12 protein-coding genes are annotated in these 14421 nt (G+C 71.3%); 4 read left to right on the top strand and 8 right to left on the bottom strand.

Features of this window, described 5'->3' with window-relative positions:
- Positions 1-222: 222 nt before the first annotated feature.
- The 3 genes from K4S16_RS31385 to K4S16_RS31375 all read left to right on the top strand — a co-directional run bounded on the left by K4S16_RS31385 (position 223) and on the right by K4S16_RS31375 (position 3782).
- Entirely contained in the window at positions 223-750 is a 528-nt protein-coding gene (locus K4S16_RS31385) for a hypothetical protein (protein WP_149262673.1), read from the top strand.
- A gap of 87 nt (positions 751-837) precedes the next feature.
- Positions 838-2526 (top strand): McrB family protein, encoded by a 1689-nt coding sequence (locus K4S16_RS31380; protein ID WP_149262672.1) that lies wholly within the window; start codon positions 838-840, stop codon positions 2524-2526.
- Positions 2526-3782, top strand: coding sequence for an McrC family protein (locus tag K4S16_RS31375; RefSeq protein WP_160161093.1), 1257 nt, complete (start codon positions 2526-2528; stop codon positions 3780-3782). Before K4S16_RS31380 ends, K4S16_RS31375 begins: the two co-directional genes overlap by 1 nt.
- A 14-nt stretch (positions 3783-3796) precedes the next feature.
- Here K4S16_RS31375 and K4S16_RS31370 read toward each other — a convergent pair whose 3' ends face one another.
- The 7 genes from K4S16_RS31370 to K4S16_RS31340 form a co-directional block, all read right to left on the bottom strand.
- Positions 3797-4051, bottom strand: a complete 255-nt coding sequence (locus tag K4S16_RS31370; protein WP_149262670.1) for a hypothetical protein — start codon at positions 4049-4051, stop codon at positions 3797-3799.
- The gene (locus K4S16_RS31365) at positions 4048-5508 is read right to left on the bottom strand and encodes a hypothetical protein (protein WP_149262669.1); all 1461 of its coding nucleotides are present in this window, start codon (positions 5506-5508) and stop codon (positions 4048-4050) included. The genes K4S16_RS31370 and K4S16_RS31365 overlap by 4 nt, the downstream gene beginning before the upstream one ends.
- Before the next feature lie 75 nt (positions 5509-5583).
- Positions 5584-6651, bottom strand: coding sequence for an SRPBCC family protein (locus K4S16_RS31360; protein WP_149262668.1), 1068 nt, complete (start codon positions 6649-6651; stop codon positions 5584-5586).
- Positions 6652-7129: 478 nt separating this feature from the next.
- Positions 7130-7807 carry an SUMF1/EgtB/PvdO family nonheme iron enzyme gene (locus K4S16_RS31355; RefSeq protein WP_149262667.1) on the bottom strand — a complete coding sequence of 226 codons (678 nt, stop codon included), beginning with the start codon at positions 7805-7807 and terminating at the stop codon, positions 7130-7132.
- A 30-nt stretch (positions 7808-7837) separates the two neighbouring features.
- Positions 7838-9151 carry a HEAT repeat domain-containing protein gene (locus tag K4S16_RS31350; RefSeq protein ID WP_149262666.1) on the bottom strand — a complete coding sequence of 438 codons (1314 nt, stop codon included), beginning with the start codon at positions 9149-9151 and terminating at the stop codon, positions 7838-7840.
- A 15-nt stretch (positions 9152-9166) separates the two neighbouring features.
- A complete protein-coding gene (locus K4S16_RS31345) occupies positions 9167-11668 on the bottom strand; it encodes a multicopper oxidase domain-containing protein (RefSeq protein WP_149262665.1) in 2502 nt (833 codons plus the stop codon).
- Entirely contained in the window at positions 11665-12807 is a 1143-nt protein-coding gene (locus K4S16_RS31340) for a hypothetical protein (RefSeq protein ID WP_200842223.1), read from the bottom strand. The genes K4S16_RS31345 and K4S16_RS31340 overlap by 4 nt, the downstream gene beginning before the upstream one ends.
- A 55-nt stretch (positions 12808-12862) precedes the next feature.
- Between K4S16_RS31340 and K4S16_RS31335 the strand changes: the two genes are divergently transcribed.
- Positions 12863-13627 carry a DUF2249 domain-containing protein gene (locus tag K4S16_RS31335; RefSeq protein WP_149262664.1) on the top strand — a complete coding sequence of 255 codons (765 nt, stop codon included), beginning with the start codon at positions 12863-12865 and terminating at the stop codon, positions 13625-13627.
- Between the two features lie 72 nt (positions 13628-13699).
- Here K4S16_RS31335 and K4S16_RS31330 read toward each other — a convergent pair whose 3' ends face one another.
- The gene (locus K4S16_RS31330; RefSeq protein ID WP_149262663.1) at positions 13700-14401 is read right to left on the bottom strand and encodes a metalloregulator ArsR/SmtB family transcription factor; all 702 of its coding nucleotides are present in this window, start codon (positions 14399-14401) and stop codon (positions 13700-13702) included.
- Between the last annotated feature and the right edge of the window lie 20 nt (positions 14402-14421).

Genomic DNA, 14421 nt, shown 5'->3' with positions numbered 1-14421 from the left:
CCATCGAGGGCACGACATCCCATCAGCGATCAACAGCCCCTGACCACCGGCGAGGGCACGATCTGACCCCAGGACTCCAAGGTCCAGGTGATAAAAGTGCTCACCCACCAGCGGCTACCAGACACCGAGTCTGCCAGCGGCGGCCGACCCGGTAGCTCCCATTAGGTGATCTGCCCAGCCAGTGATGGGACGGCGCTCCACCACAGTCGGAGCTGTACCCACATGGGCGGATATGAGGACAGCTGGAAGGTCTATCCCGACCCGAATCGAGACCTGTGGCTACGCCTCTCGGAGGCCGCGCCGGCAGATGACGCGCCAGGACGGCGAGCGTTCGCGGAGCAAGCCGGACTGCGCAACGGGCAGGGTCGCCCTATCCACAAGGTCTGCCAGACGTGCACGCTCGTCCCGCTCACCTCCGTCGGCAAGATCCGGACACCGGCGAGACCGCTCTCCCAGGCGATCGCCGCGTTCGACCGCGCCGCCTACGCGTCGCGACTGGCAGAGGCGAAGTCGGAGATCGCACAGGTGGTCCAGGACTTTCCGCTGGACGCTTGGCCGACCATGCCGCTCGAACGGTACGCGCTGGGAACGGATGTCTTCCGAGAGTCCTTCAGCTACCGCATGGAATACGGAACGCGGACTCTCTGCGATATCAGAGGCCGGTCCGCCGGCAAGAACATCATCTACTGGAGCAAGAAGCACGGCGCCTGGAAGTACCCGGCCGAGTACAGCGATGAGGTGGATGCCTGAAACCGAGTCCGCGCGGGTTTCATCCAGGCTTTCGAGTCTGCTCGGGACGACGGCATCGCCTACGTCGATGCCATCAAGGAGCTGCGGATGGGCTTCACGATCGCCACCAAGGCGATCTCCTGTTACGTCCCCGATGCGCTCATCCCCATCACCGGGAAGGAAGACCTGCACGCGTACGCCTATCACCTGTCGGGCAGGGACGCGTCCAAGTTGGATCCCTTCGCCTCGCATGAACTGCTCAAGCAACTTGTAGAGGACGATGGGCGCTTCGCAGGCTGGCACCTGTACGAGGTGGCGTGGTTCCTGCACGAGTGGGTCAACCCCAAGCCCGATCCGACCATTCTCATGGTGGCTCCTGGCAAGGAGGGACGGTACTGGAGCGACTGCCTAGAGGGCGGGTACATCTGCGCGGGCTGGGATGAGGTAGGCGAGTTGACAAGGTTCGCGTCCGAAGAGGATTTCCGGGCGGGCTTCGAGGCCGCTGACCCGCACGGGCACAAGCCCACCAACTCGGCCAAGGCGCGTGAGCTATGGCGCTTCTTCCAGCTCCGCCCCGGCGATCGAGTGATCGCGAATCGTGGCCACAAGGAGATCCTCGGGGTGGGGACCGTGACGGCGGAGGGCTATCGATGGCGGCCTGAGCGTCCGGAGTACTTCAACACGGTGGCCGTCGACTGGGACACGAGCTACGCGCAGACGTTGCCAGTGGCGCAGCAGCTGAGCGGGCAGAAGACAGTGAGGGACGTGCCTGCGGATCTGTGGCAGACCATCCAGGCCGGAAGGCAGGGCGCGCTCGCCGAGGCTGAGCGAGTGATTCCGGATGATCCATTGTTCGACCAGCTCTCCGGCCTGCTCGCCCGGAAGGGGCAGGTCATCCTGTACGGGCCTCCCGGAACCGGAAAGACCTACGCGAGCCTGCGTTTCGCGCTGCGTTGGCTCAGCACGAACCTTGACGGATCGGAAGACGTCGACCCCGTGGCCAAGCCCGGGACACTCAAGTTCCAGAAGGGCCTCAACGCGCTTCACCAGGCCGGATACCTGACGCAGGTGACGTTCCATCCCGCGTATGGGTACGAGGACTTCATCGAAGGGTTCCGGCCTCAAGCAGGCGGAGATGGCGGGCTGCGGCTGGTGTTGCGGGACGGGATCTTCAAGCAAGTGTGCGAGGCCGCGGCGGCGAACCCGGAGCGGCCGCATCTGCTGCTCATCGACGAGATCAACCGGGGGGACATTCCGAAGATCCTCGGTGAGCTCATCACGCTGCTGGAGCGCGACAAGCGGGGGATGCGCGTCACGCTGCCGACCGGCCGGGCGTTCACCGTCCCGTCCAATGTCTACCTTCTCGGGACGATGAACACAGCGGACCGCAGCATCCGGCTGCTGGACTCCGCTTTGCGGAGGCGGTTCGCGTTCCACGAACTGCTGCCCGACACAGACCTCCTCGATGGGCAGAAGGTCGGAGACCTGGATCTGGGGCTACTGCTACGGGAGCTCAACCGCCGCGTCGTCAAGGAATTGGGGCGGGAACGCCAGATCGGGCACTCGTTCTTCATGTCAGGCAGCGAGCCCCTCGACAGCGAAGCGGATCTGGCCGCGGTCGTCCGCACCGAGGTGCTCCCGCTGCTCCAGGAGTACGCCTACGACGACTATTCGATGCTCTCCCGGTTCCTCGGTCAGGAGATCGTGGACGTGCAGGCGCACACGGTCGCCGGGCTGAGCGACGAACGGCTGGTCGAGGCCCTCTCGGCGGAACTCCAGGCGAGCGCGGGCGAGTAGTGAGGACGGTCGTCGTCTCCGAGTACGGGAAGTGCCGGGTGAAGGGCCTCGAACCCAGCCCGGCGGACATCGCGGTCGTCGAATCCGAGGAGTTGGCCAAGCGGATCAGGTTGCGCTGGCTTCGGGACGGCACTCTGGAGGTCGAGGCGGGCTCCCACGTGGGGGTGGTGGATCTCGATTGCGTGTCCGTTCGCGTCCGGCCGAAGCTGGCGGGCTCGGAACTCGGCGTGCTGGAGATGCTCGACTACGCCGCCGGGTTGCGGTCCCTGCGGGAGTTGCCGCTTCTTCGGCGGCTCGGGACGGGGCTGAGCCTGCGGGATCTCGTGTGCCTCCTGCTGACGCGGGAGTGCGACCGGCTCCTCCGGCACGGGCTGAGGCGCGACTACCTGCGACGTGAGGAGGCTCTTCCGGCTGTCCGGGGCCGGCTGCTGGCGGAGCGGCAGGTGACGCGGCGGTTCGGGATGCTCGACCGGCTGGAGTGCCGGTATGACGAGCGGAGCAGCGACATCCTCGACAACCGGTTGTGCGCGGCGGCTCTGAATACCGCCGCGCGAACGGCGCAGGACGCGGACGTGCGAGCGGACGCACGTCGGCTCGCCGCCGACTTCTCCGGTGTCTGTGCGGCCGGGGGCTTCGATGTCCGTTCGGCGGTGGAGCGCCTCACCTATCACCGGGCCAATGAGCGCTACCGGAACGCGCATCGGTGGGCGCGGATGCTTCTGGAGGGGGCGGCGTTCACGGACCGCCACACGAAGGCCGGGCGGACGACGCACGCCTTCATGGTCGACATGAACACCCTTTTCGAGGAGTTCGTGACGCGGTTGATGCGGGACGCCTTCAGCGAGACGAGTGTCATCGTGCGCGATCAGGAGGCTCTGCCCGGGGCGATCAGGGGTGCGAGCGGCGACTCCTACACCGAGATCCGTCCTGACATTCAGCTAGTACAGGGACGCCGGCTCTGTCCGGTGGACGCCAAGTACAAGCTGTACGGGGAGAAGCAGGTCTCCTCGTCCGACCTATTCCAGAGTTTCGTGTACGCGCAGGCGGCGGGCGGTTCGGACGAGGTACCGCGCGCCTTCATCGTCTACGCCAGTGACCGTGACATGCCTCCGAAGACCGTCGGGCTCCATGGCCGGGACGGCGGTGTCGCGGCGCGGGTGACGTACGTGGCCGTCGACATTCCGAAGGTGCTGCAGGTGGAGACCGCCCGGGAGGCGTGGTTCGACGAGGTGCGGAGCCTCATGGCTCATGAGTGAAGTCCGGCCTTGGGTCAATCGAGGTCGGGGAGTTTGGCGGCTATGGCGTAGTCGATCTGGATGTTCCGGTAGGTGGTTTGCTTCTCGGCCTTGTCCGGGAGGTTCGTTCGGACGCTTCCGGAGGTGGACTCGTCGGAGGAGCCCTCGGTGAACTCCACTGAGACGTCGGGAACGGCCTCGAAGCGGAGTTCGTCGGCCTTCACCCTGGCGGTGAAGAGGATGGCCGCCGTTCGCCGGAGTTCGGCGTTGGGGAAATCGCCGGCGTTCACGAGTTCTTGCCTCCTCCTGGCTGAGAGACCATCCGCAGGAGGGCCTTTCCCAGCTCGCGGACGGACTCCTCGGTCTCCCGGAGGGCGCCCTGGAGCGCCGTGATCTCCTGGTCCCCGTCGGACGGGCCCGCGCCGTTCGGGCTCTGCTTGCCCTCCGGTTCGTCCTTGTCGCCGGAGGCGTCCTCGGAGTCCGCTCCCTCCTCGCTCCGGTCGGAGGAGTCCTCGGGCTCCGCTCCCTCCTCGTCTCGGTGGGAGGCATCCTCGGGCTCCGTTCCCTCCTCGCTCCGGTCGGAGGAGTCCTTGGACTCCGCTCCCCCTTTGTCCTGCTCTGATGTGTCTTCGGGCTCCGTCTTCTCCTGGGCGGAGGAGTTCTCGGGCTCGGTTGACTCCTTGTCCTGGTCAGAGGAGTCCTCGGATGTTGTGTCCGCAGCGCCTTCGGTGGCTTCGTCTGGTTTGCTCGCGGTGTCCGCGACGCCCTGGCCTGCGGTCTCGGCGGCTTGGCCGGCGCCCTGGCCCGTGGCGGCGGTCGCCTGTCCGGCGCCCTTGCCGACGCCTTCGGCTGCGCCGCCCGCGCCCTTGCCCACGTCTCGGACGCCCTCGCCGGCACCTTCGGCGGCGCGGCCCGCGCCCCTGCCGGCCTCGCTGACGCCCTCGCCCGCGCCTTCGCCCACCTGCTCGGCGGCGCGGCCCGCGCCCTTGCCCACCTGGCCGACGCCCTCGCCTGCGCCTTCGCCCACGTGTTCTGCGGCGCGTCCGGTGCCCTTGCCCACCTGGCTGACACCCTCGCCCGCGCCTTCGCCTACCTCCTCGGCCGCGCGGCCGGCGCCTCGCCCGACCTCGCTGACGCCTTCGCCCGCGCCCTTGCCGACTTCCTTGACCGCGCCGCCCGCGCCCTCGCCGACGTCCTTGACGGCGCCGCCCGCGCCCTCGCCGACGCTCTGAACCGCGCCGCCGGCTCCGCGGCCGACGTCCTCGACGGCGCCCCTGGCGCCCTTGCCGACCTCGCCCACGGCGGAGCCGGTTCCGGAGCCGATGTCGCTGACCGCCGACTCGAGGCCGCGTCCGATGTGCTGGAGGATCTCCGGGTTGCGGTCGAGCGTGGTCAGGACGCGGTCGACGATGATGGCGACGTTGTCCAGCCGGACCTGGAGTTCGGCCTCCGCCTCGACGCCCTTGATCTCCAGCTTGACCCTGCCGAGGAACACGTCCGCGCCGACGTTCAGCTTGAGCAGGTCGAGCACCTCGGCGACGAGCGAGACGTGCGCCTCCAGGTTCTCGACCTCCAGCGAGATCTCCTCGACCTTGAGCTGCGGGACGTCGAGGTGGACGTCCGGGCCCTCGGCGGGCTGCGCCCGCCGGTCCGGTTGGATGGTCCTTCCGGTCAGGCCCTCCGACTCGTCGCGGGACTCGTTCCGCTGCCGTTCGGGCTCGGCCTTTCCGGACTCGCCGTCGCTCATCGTTCCCCCCGATGCTCGATCCTGCTCCCCCAGGGGCTACATGCCCTCTCAGCGCGGGTCCCACCAGCGCGGACGTCAGTCGCGGGTGCCGCTCGCCGCCTTCTCCTTCTCCTTCTCCTTCTCCTTCGCTTCTTCGGGCTTCTGCTGCCCGTCGCCCCTCTCCTCCTGGGCCTCGGGCTTCTCCTCCTGCCCTTCGGACTTCTCCTCCTGCTCTTCGGGCTTCTCCTCCTCCGGCGCCTCGGACTTCTCCTCGCCGCCGCCCTCTTCGGCCTGACGCCGCTCCTCTTCCTCCTTGAGGGCGTCCTCGTGGGTCTTGACCACCTCGCCGTCGCGGATCTCGCCGCGCCAGCCCTCGGTCTCCTCCTGGTCCAGAAGGGTCTTGGTCATCATGTGGCGCTTGATGTGCTTGAAGTCCAGGCGGAGGCGGCGCCCCTGGGCGCGCCAGAGGTTCGCGGTCTTCTCGAAGAACCCGTCCGGGTGGTACTCGGCCACCAGCAGGACCCGCGTCATGGACGGCGCCAGCTCGTGGAACGTCACGGCTCCGTCGACGTAGCCCTTGGGCCCCTTGGACTTCCAGACGATCCGCTCGTCGGGGACCTGCTCGATGATCGTCGACTCCCAGGTGCGATGGGAGAGGAAGACCTGCGCCCGCCAGTTGATCTTCTCGTCGGACTCCTGCTCGACGCTCTCGACCTTCTTGGTGAAGCTGGGGTAGTCGGCGAACTGCGTCCACTGGTCGTAGGCGACGCGCCGCGGGAGCCCCACGTCGAACTCCTCGATGATGTTGGTGACCTTCATCTTGCCCTGGCCGCCGCCCTTGCCGTCCTTGCCTCCGCCGCCGATGGCGCCCTTCACCTTGTCCTTGACCACTTCCTTCGCCCCGGTCGCGCCCGCGCTGAGGCCCGCCTTGAGCGGGGACTCGCCCTCGGCGATCTTCTTCGCTCCGGCGGCCGCCGCCTTCTCCGCGGCTCCCCCACCGTCCGAGGCGGCGTTGAGACGCTCCGTCAGGCCCTCGATCTGGCCGGTCGCCTTCGACAGCGCCCGCATCATCAGCGCCTGTGCGAACTGGCGCCCGACCTCCTTGAGCTGCTCGATGGGAAGATCCTGCGGATTGCCGCGGTCTCCCGTGCCGGCTTCCGTCATCGTTACCACTTCGCTTCATCGACGATGTCGCTTGCGGCCTACATAACCGGCGGAAATCTCCATGAAACGGTTGATGTTGCCCCTGAGCAGCGAAAACGAAAGATCTACCGGCCCCTGGCTTCGGCGCGCGGCCGTCCGCGTCCAGGTCCTGCCGGCGAACACGCCTTGCGAGGAGGGCCGCGACAGGTTCGGTCCGCAGCCGGACGCCGCCGGATCGACGGGAAGCGGGCGGCCTCGGTGTTCTCCCAACGGTCAACGATTGGCCAGCGATGCGCAACGGTCTCCCGATGGACTGTGGCCGCCACGCCCGCCGTCGCGGTGCGACCCGTTCCCGGCCGACCCGTCCTTCGACACCGAGGCCAAGATGCTGGAGGCGCTGCGGGTCATGCGGCAGCTGCCGCACAAGCCGGTCCTGTTCGCCAACCATCCCGCCCGCTCCGCCACCGCGCCTGCGGCGGCTACTCCAACCCCGTGTTCATCAACCGCTGACGGCGGAACGCGCCACGCGGAAGCCCACGTCGTCGATCCGGAACGTCGGGTGGCTCCGGCGGCGGACGGAGGCCCGGCAGCTCCAGTGCTCGTCGGACCATCCGCCGCCTCGGAGCACCCGGTAGGCGCCGTAGACGTCCGGGTCGTAGAGGTCCCAGCACCACTCCCAGACGTCGCCCAGCATGTCGTGCAGGCCCCAAGCGTTGGGCCGCTTGCCGCCCACGTCGTGGACGCGGTCCTGGGCGTTGCCGCGGTACCAGGCGATCTCGTCGAGCGGCCCGTACCGCGGGCCGGTCGTGCCGGCACGGCAGGCGTGCTCCCATTCGGCCTCGGTCGGGAGCCGGTATCCGTCGGCGCTGACGTCCCAGTCAGCGCTCTCGCCGTCGGCATCGAGGCGATACGCCGGTGTCAAGCCCTCGCGTCGGGACAGGGCGTTGCAGAACCGGACCGCGTCCGCCCACGAGACGCCCTCGACGGGCAGCCGGTCCCCTCGTGCGGTGCTCGGCCGCTCGGCGGTGACCTGCGCGTACTGCGACTGGGTGACGGGGGACAGCCCCAGCCGGTACGGCGCGAGGTCGACGGCCCAACTGCGCCGCGTCCGACGGTCCGACAGCGTCACCGTCCCGGCCGGGACGGCGGCCATCTCGATTCCGGCGCTCTCGTCCATGAGCTGGCGATCCTACCGACGACCCGCGGGTCAGATCTCCAGGGCACCGGGAGGGTGGCCGTGACCGCGTCCGCAGGAGGTCAGCGCCAGGACGGCTTGGCCCTGGACGGACGTCTGCGGGCCCAGAGCGGACGGGTCGACAGACGCCCGCGCCGCGAAGCTGGTGGCGTGGCACTCGTCGGGGATGCCGAGCTCCTCCTTGACCTGGGAGTACCGGGCCTGGAAGGCGGCGCTGTCGTGGAGGTCGATGTCGTCGAAGGCGTCGTCGGGGAAGGGGTCGGTGTGCGGGAGGACGTAGCCGTCCTCGGCCGGGTGGGAGCCGATCTGATCGTCCGGGTCGAAGACGTCGTAGTAGCGGACGATGTCGCCGTCCTCGGCGACGCACCAGGACGTCCACTCGTCGCCGCAGCTCGCGCCGTACCAGTGGGCCGCGCCGAAGCGGCGGCTCAGGTCGCGGCAGTGCTCCTGGACGTCGGCGGGGTCAAGGTCCTCGTGGGTGGGGAAGGGGTCACCGAACAGGAGCGTCCAGCCGTCCAGGAGCGGGGTGACATAGACGCGGCGGCAGGAGCGGTGGTCTCCGCCCCAGACGTGGTGGTCGTGGTTCCAGGCGGACGCGCCGAGCCGCATCGTGACGGGCTCGGGTTCGGAAAGGCCGAAGGCGTCGAGGACGGCGTCCCGGTCGCCGCTGGGGACGGCGTACCAGCTGCCGCACAGGTGCATGGGCTCGGGCCTCTCCGTCGCCGCCTTGACGCGGATCAGCCGCCGGACGAGGGCCTGGTCGCGGTCGTCCAGCGCGGACGGGCCGCCGACCGCGGCGAGGGCCTCCAGGGCCCGGCGCCGGGCAGGGGTGCGGGAGCGCCGGATCCGGCGGAGGAGCGGGACCACGCCCGGCCCGATTCCCTCAAGCGCCCAGACGACGCGCTGCCGGACGTCGGGGTCAGGGTCGTCCAAGAGGGTGAGCAAGGCGGGAGCGTGCGGAAGGGCCGCCTCTCCCTTGAGCTGTAGGACGTAGGCGGTGTTCGCACGGACCTTCGGGCTCGGGTGGCTCAGGCCGGGGACGAAGGCCGCCAGATCGGCGATCTCCAACCCGCTGTGGGCCCAGCCGCAGCGGCGGGCGACCTCGCCGGTGGGCGCGGCCGCCATGGCCTCGACCAGGGGGTCGAGCGCGGGACGGCCGATGCGCCGCAGGACGGTGGCGCTGGTGGCCCAGTCGACCGGCGACTCCTCATCGCAAAGGACGGCAAGGACGGGCCGGACGGCGGGCGCGCCGATGGCCACGAGGGCATCGGCCGCGGCCTTCTGGTCGGGCCCGGCCAACTGGTCGATCAGTGCCTCAGTCTCCACGCGTGGATGATGGCACTACCCGGTGACATTCACGATCCCGTGGGCTCCGGATTCCCCGTGGCGCATGTCGTGGTCCACGAAGGGGTAGTGGCCGGCCTCGGGGACGACGGTCTCCACGAAGCCGCCTTGGCCGGGCGCCAGGTCGAGTATCTGCGCGCCGCCCGCGTCCCCCTTGCGCAGGAGATAGGCGCCCTCCTTGTAGACGGTGTCGAACTGGGCTCCGACGATGTGGAAGGCGGTGCTGGACGAGGGGCCCGCGTCCACCACCCAGACGCGGACGCGGTCGCCGGTTCGGGCCGTCAACGGGGCGTGGTCGTAGCCGGCGGCGGTGCCGTTGAACATCCAGGCGTCAGGGCGGCCGTCCTGCATCTTGGCGACCTGTTCGGGGGAGCCGGGGGCGCCGCGGTACAGCTCGCCCTGGACGAGGGCGTATTCGCGGTCCACACGAGGCAGGCCCGGCGGGTCGATGATGACGGCGCCGTACATGCCGTTCCCTATGTGCTGGAGCATCGGCATCGTCGAGCAGTGGTAGAGCCAGGCGCCGGCGTGCTCGGCGCGGAAGCGGTAAGTGAGGCGTTCGCCGGGCTGGATGGTGCGCATGGGGACGTCCGGCGCGAGCGATCCTGCGTGGAAGTCGATGCCGTGTCCCATGGCGGCGTCGTTGACGAGAGTGATGGTGAAGACGTCGCCGACCTTGCCGCGTAGGACCGGGCCTGGGACGGTGCCGCCGAACGTCCACATGCGCTGGCGCACGCCTGGGGCGACCTCCAGTTCCTGTTCGGTGGCGTGCAGTTCGAGACGGTGCTCCTTGCCTCCCGGGGCGGGGGCGAGGGCGGCGTTATAGGGGCGCCAGTTCGGCGACATGGGGGCCGACAGGTCGAGCGGTCCGGATGACATCGCGTGGGAACCGCTCGTCCCGTGATGGTCGCCCGTCGCGTGAGCGCCGTCCGTCACGTTGATCCGCATCGTCATGCCGGCGGCGCGGTGGCCGGCGACGGTGCACCAGCCGTCGACGGCGCTCTTCAGCGGGGGCAGGGTCAGGGTCGCGGTCCGGCCCGCCGCGAGCATGGGCGTGGCCTGCCCGGACGCAAGGCGCAGGTCGTGGGGCTGGGCGTCCTTGTTCGTGACGCGCAGGACGAGCCGGGTGCCGGGGGCGGCGTCGATCGTCCCGGGGCGGATGCGCATGTCGGCGAGCGTCACGTCCACGACGCGGGCGCCGGACGCGGTGACCGCCCGTGTGTCGGTGCTGTGCCCGGCAGGGCCGCCGTGCGCGGTGACGCCGACGGCGAGCGCGGTGAGCAGGACGCCCGCGCTGATGCCCGCGACCGCCGGGGACGGGCGGTGCGAGCGCAGGACGGACGCGGCGGCCGGCACGACGAAGGCGGCCAGCGCGGCGACGACGGCGGCCCAAGCGGCACGGACCGTCCAGGCGGGGACCGGGAGAACGAGCAGCGGCACGGCCGCGTTGACCACCGCCACGCGGACCGGCCAGGCGCGCTCGATCAGGGCGGCATTGGCCTTGAGGGCGGCGGGGCCGCCGCCCAGCACCACGGGGAGCAGGAACGTGAGGGCGCCCAGGAGCGTCTGGCCGACGAAGCCCACCAGGACGAGGGGCAGCAGCCCGTCCAGGCTCTGCCGGGCCGCGTCCGCGACCAGGGTCACGACGAACCAGGCCGTCCCGGCGGCGAGCATCCAGGACGCGGCGTTGTGCGGATGCCGCCGCCGCAGGGTCTGCACGAAGGGGACGAGGGAGAGCGCGGCGGCGAGCGCGTAGAGGACGAGACCGGCAGCGGCGAGCCACCGCAGTTCGACGAGGAGTCCGGTCACGGCGGCGGCCAGGCCGGGGACGGCGGCGCGCAGCGACCAGCGGGCGATCCGTTCGGTGCCGTCCTGGATCCGCGTGCGCAGGACGGTCGGCCACAGCGTGAACAGCGTGCCGAGGACCGACAGGCCGACCCAGCCGAGCAGGTTCACGTGAGCGTGGGCGTCCCGCGCGGACGCGGCGTGCCCGGACGCCATCAGCCCGCCCAGCGTGCCCCCGGCGACCAGCGCGGCGCCGGCCCACACGTACCAGGTGACGACGTGCGCGAACCTCCCGGTCAGGGCGCGCCGCCCGCGCAGCGCAAGCACCGCGACGTGCGCGGCGACGACGCCCACCACGACCGCCGCGCCGCCGACGGCGACCGCCGGGACTCCTCCGGACACCCCGCAGAGGACGGCGACGATTCCCGCGTTCAGGACCGCCAGCCGCGTGAACGGCCACCAGCGCGCAGGCGGCGGAACGCGCAGGAGCGCGGCGGCGAAATGCTCCGTCCACGTGACGATGGCGTTGGTGACGGCGCCGAGCAGGAACACGTGGATCAGCAGCCAGTGCGGTGCGGGCAGCTCGCCGTGGAGCAGGGCCGCCACGACGGTCAGCGCGAGCCACGCGAGGACGGCGCCGTTCGCGACGGCGTGTCCGGCGGCGCGGGCCGGACGGGACGGCGCCGGCTTCGGCCGCACACCGATGGACGTCATGGCGCTTCCCTTCGCAGCAGGCGGGCCGCGGCCACGGCGCAGCCGCCGAAGAGCAGGAGCGCCACCTCGCCGAGGACGCCTCCCGCCGTCCGCAGGCCCGGGACGCCCGAGAGGTCGCCCGCGAGCCGCAGGAGGAGGGACGCGTGGAGCAGGGCGAGGGGCGCGTAGAGGACGGGGTGGAACGGCAGGCGCACCCGGAGCACGGCGGGCAGGATCACCGGGGCGTGCCCGAAGACCATCGACATCACGAAGCCGAGGAACACGGCGTGCAGGGCGGCGTCGTACGGCCCGCCGCCGTCCGGCCGTCCGGCGGCGAGCCAGATCGAACCGGCCACGGCGAGCCAGACATATCCGGCGAGGAGGCAGGCGGCGGCGTAGCGCGGCAGGCCCGGCATGCGGATGGTCCGGCGGGCGACGTCGCGGACGGCGAGCAGGCCGGCGAGCGCGGCCATGCCGAGGCCGGTGAGGCGCCATCCCGCGTCCGGCCAGGGGACGGAGGCGGCGGCGCCCGCCAGGACGAGGGCCGCCGCGAGGACCGGTCCGGCGGTGGCGCGGCGGCCGGCGAACGCGATCCGGGCGAGTTCGAGCCGCTCCCCCGCGATCGTGAGGACCAGGAACGCGGCGAGCCACGGGACGATCTCGATGACCGTCCGGCCGCCGACCCACAGCAGGCCGCCCGCGTACCAGGCGACGGCGCCCGCCGTCTGGACGAGCAGGTCGGGCCCGGTGCGGCGGCCGGTCAGGACCGCGATGTAGACGGCGACGAGCCAGCCGCCCGCGGCGGTGAGCAGGAGCCGCCCGGGCCGGTCGAGCCCGGCGGCGGTGGCGAGGGCGCCGGCTCCGGCGAGCGCGGGGGCGGCGTAGGCCCAGGGGCTTGCGAGGGCGACGGCGCGTTCCAGGGAGATCAGCGTGCCGAGGAAGCCGAGCGCCATCAGCGGGCCGTGCCCGGCGGCGAACCCGGCTCGCGGGAGCGGGACGTCAAGCCCCAGTAGAACGAGGGCGCCCCAGAGGGCGGCGACGAGGGAGAGCAGCGCCCCGGCGAGCATCGGGAGGCGGCGCACCGCGAGTCCGCGCCCCGCCCCGGCTCGCACGGCGGCTCCCGCCCGCGTCCCGGCCACCCCGCCCGCCTGTTTCTCCATGACAGAAGTATAAATACATATAGTGTTGTGAAAAACAGATGCAGGAGGAGTGCTCATGACCACATCGACCGCCCACCCGCAGCAGGACACCGTCCAGGCGATCCGCGACCACCACGAGCGGCTCGGCCGGACCATGGCCGACCACGCCCTCACGATCACCCGCGCGGCCGACCAGCTGGCCGCCCCCCATGACCGGCGCGACGCGCTCGCCGCGTTCTGCGAGGAGGAGGTCCTCCCGCACGCCGACGCCGAGGAGAAGACCCTCTACCGGGCCGCGGAGGACCTCCCCGAGGCGCGGCTGCTGCTGCGCGCGATGCTGGCCGAGCACGCCGTCCTGCGTGAGCGGGTAGCCGAACTGCGGGCGGCGCGGACGCCCGGCGAGGCGGTCGGCGCGGCGGCGGCGCTCAACGCGCTGTTCCAGTCGCACCTGGCGAAGGAGAACGACCTGATCCTGCCCGCGCTCGTGGACGCGGGCGTCGACCTCGCCGGGCTGCTCGCCGGCATGCGGGAGGTCCTCGGCGGCCCCGCGAAGGGCGCGGGCTGCACCTGCGGCGGCCACGACGACCCCGGCACGCCCGGCGCGACCGCCGAGGTGACCGGCGGGGAGCTGGACGTGCGGACCCTCGTCCCCGCCCAGCGGCACGCGCAGATCTTCGAGGCGTTCGGCGCGCTCGCGGCGGGGACGGCGTTCGTCCTCGTCAACGACCACGACCCGAAGCCGCTGTACTACCAGTTCGCCGCCGAGCACCCCGGCGAGTTCACCTGGGAGTACGAGGAGGCCGGGCCCGAGGTGTGGCGCGTCCGCATCGGCCGCCCCTGACCCGGCGGAACCCGCCTGGCGGCCGCGGCGCGGTGGCCGCCAGGCGTTCCGGCTGTTCAGGCGTTCCGGCCGTCAGGCGTCGGGGGCTTCGGAGTCGGTCTCGGTGCGGCTGAGGTGGGCCAGGCACAGGTGCGGCTCGACGAACGGTTCGAGCCGGTCGGCGGCCAGCGGCGCCCGCATCTCGGCGAGCGCGCCCTGGATGAGGCCGAGGTGCAGCGGGCAGACGACCTTCCGGTCGCTTTCGGCGATCTCAAGGAAGGGGCAGTGGACGAGCCGGAGCACGAGGTCGTCCCCGGCCTGCGAGTCGAAGCCGATGCCGTTCAGGAAGTCGGTCAGCCGGTCGAGCGCCTCGTCCGGCCCGACCTTCTGGAACGGCTCGGGCGGCTCGGCGAGGTAGCGCCCCCAGGCGCGCCCGGCCTCGGCCGCCGCGCCGGACGGGTCGTCCATGGTCCCGGCGACGAGGCTGGTGAGGATCTGCGCGAGCAGCCGGTAGCTGCGCACGCCCTCGCCGTCGTCGCCGCGCACCGCCCGGTAGAGCGCGCGGGGACGGCCCGGCCGCCCGCCCTCCGCGGGCCGCTCGGCGGCGCGCTCGGCGAGGCCGGCGCCGACCAGGCCGTCCAGGTGGAGGCGGACGGTGTTCGAGTGCAGCCCGGTGCGTTCGGCGGCCTCCCGGACACCGAGAGGGCCGAACGCGCGCAGGACCTCCAGGACGGCGGACCGGCTGGCGCCGAGCGGAGCGCCCGGCGCGCCGTCCACCAGTTCACGTTCACCCATTCCGCCATTTTATACAAGCG

It is taken from the genome of Actinomadura sp. K4S16 (assembly GCF_008327685.1).
In the GTDB taxonomy this organism is placed as follows: domain Bacteria; phylum Actinomycetota; class Actinomycetes; order Streptosporangiales; family Streptosporangiaceae; genus Spirillospora.
The sequence above is the reverse complement of the archived record's forward strand: the minus strand, read 5'-3'. Positions and strand labels throughout refer to the sequence as shown.

Bases quoted from the DNA above. Each gene is read 5' to 3' on its own strand.
- K4S16_RS31340 (WP_200842223.1), bottom strand. From the start codon at position 12,807: ATGGAGAAACAGGCGGGCGGGGTGGCCGGGACGCGGGCGGGAGCCGCC.
- K4S16_RS31380 (WP_149262672.1), top strand. From the start codon at position 838: ATGGGCTTCACGATCGCCACCAAGGCGATCTCCTGTTACGTCCCCGAT.
- K4S16_RS31345 (WP_149262665.1), bottom strand. From the start codon at position 11,668: ATGACGTCCATCGGTGTGCGGCCGAAGCCGGCGCCGTCCCGTCCGGCC.
- K4S16_RS31365 (WP_149262669.1), bottom strand. From the start codon at position 5,508: ATGAGCGACGGCGAGTCCGGAAAGGCCGAGCCCGAACGGCAGCGGAAC.
- K4S16_RS31335 (WP_149262664.1), top strand. From the start codon at position 12,863: ATGACCACATCGACCGCCCACCCGCAGCAGGACACCGTCCAGGCGATC.
- K4S16_RS31330 (WP_149262663.1), bottom strand. From the start codon at position 14,401: ATGGGTGAACGTGAACTGGTGGACGGCGCGCCGGGCGCTCCGCTCGGC.
- K4S16_RS31355 (WP_149262667.1), bottom strand. From the start codon at position 7,807: ATGGACGAGAGCGCCGGAATCGAGATGGCCGCCGTCCCGGCCGGGACG.
- K4S16_RS31385 (WP_149262673.1), top strand. From the start codon at position 223: ATGGGCGGATATGAGGACAGCTGGAAGGTCTATCCCGACCCGAATCGA.
- K4S16_RS31360 (WP_149262668.1), bottom strand. From the start codon at position 6,651: ATGACGGAAGCCGGCACGGGAGACCGCGGCAATCCGCAGGATCTTCCC.